General features: G+C 72.4%; 5 protein-coding genes and 1 pseudogene. 3 read left to right on the top strand and 3 right to left on the bottom strand.

Annotated features, from left to right (window positions below; genetic code table 11):
- Positions 1-80: 80 nt before the first annotated feature.
- Positions 81-809 carry an N-acetylmuramoyl-L-alanine amidase gene (locus GTW67_RS28725; RefSeq protein WP_161167674.1) on the bottom strand — a complete coding sequence of 243 codons (729 nt, stop codon included), beginning with the start codon at positions 807-809 and terminating at the stop codon, positions 81-83.
- Positions 810-869: 60 nt separating this feature from the next.
- Here GTW67_RS28725 and mnmA point away from each other — a divergent pair, with 60 nt between their 5' ends.
- The gene (mnmA, locus tag GTW67_RS28720) at positions 870-2,000 is read left to right on the top strand and encodes a tRNA 2-thiouridine(34) synthase MnmA (protein ID WP_161167673.1); all 1,131 of its coding nucleotides are present in this window, start codon (positions 870-872) and stop codon (positions 1,998-2,000) included.
- 7 nt (positions 2,001-2,007) lie between these two features.
- Here mnmA and GTW67_RS28715 read toward each other — a convergent pair.
- Together GTW67_RS28715 and GTW67_RS28710 are read right to left on the bottom strand one after the other, a co-directional pair.
- Positions 2,008-2,256: pseudogene (locus GTW67_RS28715) on the bottom strand (hypothetical protein); the annotation flags it as partial.
- Positions 2,250-2,573 carry a DUF427 domain-containing protein gene (locus GTW67_RS28710; RefSeq protein WP_161167672.1) on the bottom strand — a complete coding sequence of 108 codons (324 nt, stop codon included), beginning with the start codon at positions 2,571-2,573 and terminating at the stop codon, positions 2,250-2,252. The gene GTW67_RS28710 and the pseudogene GTW67_RS28715, both read right to left, overlap by 7 nt.
- A gap of 89 nt (positions 2,574-2,662) precedes the next feature.
- On the opposite strand from GTW67_RS28710, the gene GTW67_RS28705 reads away from it, so the two are divergent.
- A complete protein-coding gene (locus GTW67_RS28705; protein ID WP_161167671.1) occupies positions 2,663-3,202 on the top strand; it encodes an LOG family protein in 540 nt (179 codons plus the stop codon).
- A gap of 27 nt (positions 3,203-3,229) precedes the next feature.
- Positions 3,230-3,919 carry an SDR family oxidoreductase gene (locus GTW67_RS28700; protein WP_161167670.1) on the top strand — a complete coding sequence of 230 codons (690 nt, stop codon included), beginning with the start codon at positions 3,230-3,232 and terminating at the stop codon, positions 3,917-3,919.
- The last annotated feature ends 55 nt before the right edge of the window (positions 3,920-3,974 follow it).

The following is a 3,974-nucleotide window of genomic DNA, read 5'->3' as shown; positions in this document are numbered from 1 at the left end:
TCGGACTCAGGCCGAACCGGGTGGTCGTCGGGTCAGGACGGCGTCATCCGGTGGGGGACCGGCCGGGGACGGACTCGGAGTCAGACGCCGGATCGCGAGGGGCCGTTCGACGGGCCGGCCGACGGGCTGCCGGAGGGGCCGCTCGTGGCCGCCCGCCGGACCAGCTTCATGTACCGGTCCCAGTCCCAGTGCGGCCCCGGATCGGTGTGGTCGGTGCCCGGCACCTCCACATGGCCGATGATGTGCTCCCGGTCGACCGGTATCTCGTACCGCGCGCAGATCCCGGCGGTCAGCCGGGCCGAGGCGGCGTACATCGCGTCCGTGAAGTCCTTCGGCCGGTCCACGAACCCCTCGTGCTCGATGCCGACACTGCGCTCGTTGTACTCCCGGTTGCCCGCGTGGTACGCGACGTCCAGCTCGCGGATCATCTGCGTGACGTGCCCGTCCTGACCGACGATGTAGTGCGTGGCCGCCTGGTGCCCCGGGTCCTGGAAGGCCTTCACGGCGCTCGCGAAGCTGCCCTGCGTCACATGGACGATCACCATGTCGATGCCGAAGTCGTCGGGCCGGTCCGCACGCCGCCAGTTCGCGTCCGAGGCCGCCACCCACCGCGCGCCCGCGTAGTCCACGGCGCCCTCCTCGCGGGGCTTCTCCACGCCCGGCGTGCGCCACCACAGCCGCGCCAGCTCGTCACGGGCCAGCACAGCCGTGCCCAGGGCCGCCGCCGTCCCGCCGACGATCAGCGCCCGGCGCCCGATGTGCCGGTCCGCGTCCCCGGTTCCGCCCGTGGACCCGCTCTTCGCCCCCATGCGATCTTCAACGCATACTCGCGCGTTCCGGTTCCCGCGCCCCCGTACCCTGGAAGGGTTATGACTGAGACCCCGCAGCGCCCCCGCCCCCTCCGCGTCCTCGCCGCCATGTCGGGCGGAGTCGACTCCGCCGTCGCCGCCGCCCGCGCGGCCGAGGCGGGGCACGACGTGACCGGCGTCCACCTGGCGCTCTCCGCCAATCCGCAGTCCTTCCGCACGGGCGCCCGGGGCTGCTGCACCATCGAGGACTCCCGGGACGCCCGCCGCGCGGCCGACGTCATCGGCATCCCGTTCTACGTGTGGGACCTCGCCGACCGCTTCCGCGAGGACGTCGTCGAGGACTTCGTCGCCGAGTACGAGGCCGGCCGCACCCCGAACCCGTGCCTGCGCTGCAACGAGAAGATCAAGTTCGCCGCGCTGCTCGACAAGGCCCTCGCGCTCGGCTTCGACGCCGTCTGCACCGGCCACTACGCCAAGGTGATCCTCCGCGAGGACGGCACCCGCGAACTGCACCGCGCCTCCGACATGGCCAAGGACCAGAGCTACGTCCTCGGCGTGCTGGACGACCGCCAGCTCGCCCACGCCCTGTTCCCGCTCGGCGACACTCTCACCACCAAGGACGAGATCCGCGCGGAGGCCGAGCGCAGGGGGCTCGCGGTCGCCAAGAAGCCCGACTCGCACGACATCTGCTTCATCGCTGACGGCGACACCCAGGGCTTCCTCGCCGGCCGGCTGGGCCGGGCGGAGGGCGACATCGTCGACGAGTCCGGCAACCGCCTCGGCACCCACGAGGGCGCCTACGGCTTCACCATCGGCCAGCGCAAGGGTCTGCGCATCGGCACGCCCGCGCCCGACGGCAAGCCCCGCTACGTCCTGGACATCTCCCCGGTGGACAACACCGTCACGGTGGGCCCGGCCGAGGCCCTGGACGTCACCGCGCTCACCGCGATCAAGCCCCGCTGGTGCGGTGCCGCCCCCACCGGCCCCGGCACGTACACCGCCCAGCTCCGCGCCCACGGCGGCGAGACCGAGGTCACCGCGGACCTGGTCGACGGCACCCTGGAGGTGACGTTCACCGAGCCGGTGCGCGGCGTGGCCCCCGGCCAGGCGATCGTGCTGTACGACGGCACGCGCGTGGTGGGCTCGGCGACCATCGCGTCGACCACGCGCGCGACGGCGGACGTGGCCTGAGCCGCCCTCAGGCCGCGAAGAACTCCGTCAGCACCGGGGCCGGTACGCCCGGCTCCACCATGTGGCTCTGGCCCCCGAGGGCCCGGTACGTGCCCTCGGGCACCGCGTCGGCGACGGCCCGCGCCGCGTCGTCGTCCATCGCGTACGGCACCTCATAGACGGCGGCCCGGCGGACCGGAAGCCCGCTCGCCGCCGCCCGCAGCACCGCCGCGCCGCCCGACGAGATGCCGTACAGCGACGCCGCGCCTCTTAGGACACCTCGGCGTCGTAGAAGCACAGGTGGTCCTTGATCTCCGCCACCTCCGGCTTCGGGTCCGGGTAGGCCCAGACGAGGTCCGGCGCGTCCGGCAGGGACCAGTAGGACGCGTCGCCCTTGAAGGGGCAGTGCGTGTGGGTGGCGGACGGGGTCAGCAGGTCGAGGCGTACGTCCTGGGGCGGGAGGTAGTACCGGTCCGGAAGGCCCGTCTCCCGCAGCACCAGCGCGGTGTCGCTCTCCGCCAGCACCTGCCCGTCCCGCACGACGCGCACGTGCCGGTCGCTCGGCTCGACGGTGATGCGGTGTCCCTTGGTCACGATCGTCCTCCTCGATGGCCGGCTCCCCTGGTGACAGCACGGCCCGAAGCCGAGTTCTTCCCGGCGGGCCGGGAACGTACCGTTGAGCCATGAACATCTGCGTCTTCCTCTCCGCCGCCGACCTCGACGAGCGCTACACGCGTCCCGCGAAGGAGTTCGGCACCCTGCTCGGCAAGGGCGGCCACACGCTCGTGTGGGGAGGCTCGGACACCGGGCTGATGAAGGTCGTCGCCGACGGTGTGCACGAGGCCGGAGGCAGGCTCCTCGGCGTCTCCGTGGACTTCCTGGCGGCGAAGGCACGCGAGGGCGCCGACGAGATGGTGATCGCCAAGGACCTCGCCGAGCGCAAGCGGCTGCTGCTGGAGAGGGCCGACGCCGTGGTGATCATGGTGGGCGGCACCGGCACCCTGGACGAGGCGACGGAGATCCTGGAGCTGAAGAAGCACGGGCACACCGACAAGCCGGTCGTCCTGCTCAACACGGCGGGTTTCTACGACGGGCTCAGGGAGCAGTTCCGCCGCATGGAGGACGAGGGCTTCCTGCCGCGCCCCCTCGCCGAGCTGGTGTTCTTCGCCGAGGAGCCGGTCGGCGCGCTCGCCTACCTGGAGGAGAGCCAGGGCATCGAGTGAGGCGTCGGTGATGCGAGCATGGCGGGCATGGCTACACATGTGATCACCGGAGCGGGCTCCGGCATCGGCGCGGCCGTGACCCGCCGCCTGCACGAGCGCGGCGACGAGGTCGTGCTGCACGCGCGCGACGCGGGCCGCGCGAAGGAACTGGCGGCCGCCTTCCCCGGCGCGAAGACGCTGGTCGGCGATCTGGCGGACCCGGACAAGCTCTCCTGGGCCTTCTCGCACCAGACGCTGCCCGACCGTGTGGACTCCCTGCTGCACATCGCGGGCGTGGTCGACCTCGGCCCGGTCGGCGACCTCACCCCGAAGACCTGGCGCAACCAGCTCAACGTCAACCTGGTCGCGCCCGCCGAGCTGACCCGCCTCTTCCTGCCCCAGCTCCGCGTCGCCCAGGGCCACGTCCTGTTCGTCAACTCCGGTTCCGGGCTCAACGCCCACGCCGGCTGGGCCGCGTACGGCGCCTCCAAGCACGGCCTGAAGGCCCTCGCCGACGCCCTGCGCCAGGAGGAGCACGCGAACGGCGTCCGCGTCACCTCCGTCTACCCCGGCCGCACCGCCAGCCCCATGCAGGCCAAGGTCCACCGCCAGGAGGGCAAGGAGTACGACCCCGCGAAGTGGATCGACCCCGAGTCGGTCGCCACGACGATCCTCACGGCCCTGGACCTCCCCAGGGACGCGGAGATCAACGACCTGACAGTCCGCCCGGGCCGCTGACCCGAGGGTGAATTCAGTCCGTCCGGCGTTTGAGGACGAGGCCGTTCAGGCCGAA

The sequence above is a fragment of the Streptomyces sp. SID5910 genome, from assembly GCF_009862125.1.
GTDB lineage: Bacteria > Actinomycetota > Actinomycetes > Streptomycetales > Streptomycetaceae > Streptomyces.
Note: the sequence above shows the minus strand (reverse complement) of the source record. Positions and strands in the feature narration are given on the sequence as shown.